The organism is Fictibacillus sp. 18YEL24 (assembly GCF_015903855.1).
Taxonomy (GTDB): domain Bacteria; phylum Bacillota; class Bacilli; order Bacillales; family Fictibacillaceae; genus Fictibacillus; species Fictibacillus phosphorivorans_C.
In genome coordinates, this window is the sequence record NZ_JACZDT010000016.1 from 1 (window position 1) to 1,702 (window position 1,702).

1 rRNA gene is annotated in these 1,702 nt (G+C 52.4%); it reads right to left on the bottom strand.

The features are described from left to right. Positions 1 to 68: 68 nt before the first annotated feature. Positions 69 to 1,618: ribosomal RNA gene (locus tag HU823_RS21700) — 16S ribosomal RNA — on the bottom strand. Positions 1,619 to 1,702: the final 84 nt, after the last annotated feature.

Sequence of the window (1,702 nt, forward strand, 5' to 3'; positions counted from 1 at the left end):
TCAAAACTGAACAAAAGAAGAATAGGCGTACTTACGAAACACACGAAGGTGTTTCATAATCTCCATAGAAAGGAGGTGATCCAGCCGCACCTTCCGATACGGCTACCTTGTTACGACTTCACCCCAATCATCTGTCCCACCTTCGGCGGCTGGCTCCCAAAAGGGTTACCCCACCGACTTCGGGTGTTACAAACTCTCGTGGTGTGACGGGCGGTGTGTACAAGGCCCGGGAACGTATTCACCGCGGCATGCTGATCCGCGATTACTAGCAATTCCGGCTTCATGTAGGCGAGTTGCAGCCTACAATCCGAACTGAGAATGACTTTTTGGGATTGGCTTGGCCTCGCGGCTTCGCAACCCTTTGTATCATCCATTGTAGCACGTGTGTAGCCCAGGTCATAAGGGGCATGATGATTTGACGTCATCCCCACCTTCCTCCGGTTTGTCACCGGCAGTCACCTTAGAGTGCCCAACTGAATGCTGGCAACTAAGGTCAAGGGTTGCGCTCGTTGCGGGACTTAACCCAACATCTCACGACACGAGCTGACGACAACCATGCACCACCTGTCACTTTGTCCCCCGAAGGGGAAAGCTCTATCTCTAGAGTGGTCAAAGGATGTCAAGACCTGGTAAGGTTCTTCGCGTTGCTTCGAATTAAACCACATGCTCCACTGCTTGTGCGGGCCCCCGTCAATTCCTTTGAGTTTCAACCTTGCGGTCGTACTCCCCAGGCGGAGTGCTTAATGTGTTAACTTCAGCACTGAGGGTGGAACCCCCCAACACCTAGCACTCATCGTTTACGGCGTGGACTACCAGGGTATCTAATCCTGTTTGCTCCCCACGCTTTCGCGCCTCAGCGTCAGTTACAGGCCAAAAAGCCGCCTTCGCCACTGGTGTTCCTCCACATCTCTACGCATTTCACCGCTACACGTGGAATTCCACTTTTCTCTCCTGCACTCAAGTCTCCCAGTTTCCAATGACCCTCCACGGTTGAGCCGTGGGCTTTCACATCAGACTTAAGAGACCGCCTGCGCGCGCTTTACGCCCAATAATTCCGGATAACGCTTGCCACCTACGTATTACCGCGGCTGCTGGCACGTAGTTAGCCGTGGCTTTCTGGTTAGGTACCGTCAAGGTACGAGCAGTTACTCTCGTACTTGTTCTTCTCTAACAACAGAGCTTTACGACCCGAAGGCCTTCATCGCTCACGCGGCGTTGCTCGGTCAGGCTTTCGCCCATTGCCGAAGATTCCCTACTGCTGCCTCCCGTAGGAGTCTGGGCCGTGTCTCAGTCCCAGTGTGGCCGATCACCCTCTCAGGTCGGCTACGCATCGTCGCCTTGGTGAGCCGTTACCTCACCAACTAGCTAATGCGCCGCGGGCTCATCTGTAAGTGTCAGCCGAAACCGACTTTCAAAAAGAAGAAATGCTTCTTCTCTTATTATCCGGTATTAGCCCCGGTTTCCCGGAGTTATCCCCGTCTTACAGGCAGATTACCCACGTGTTACTCACCCGTCCGCCGCTAAATCAGAGGAGCAAGCTCCTCATCATTCGCTCGACTTGCATGTATTAGGCACGCCGCCAGCGTTCATCCTGAGCCAGGATCAAACTCTCCATAAAAGTGTTTGTCTTGCTCGATTTTAAAACTGACGGAATTAATTCTTAATTCCTTACCTATTTCTTTTGTTCAGTTTTCAAAGAACT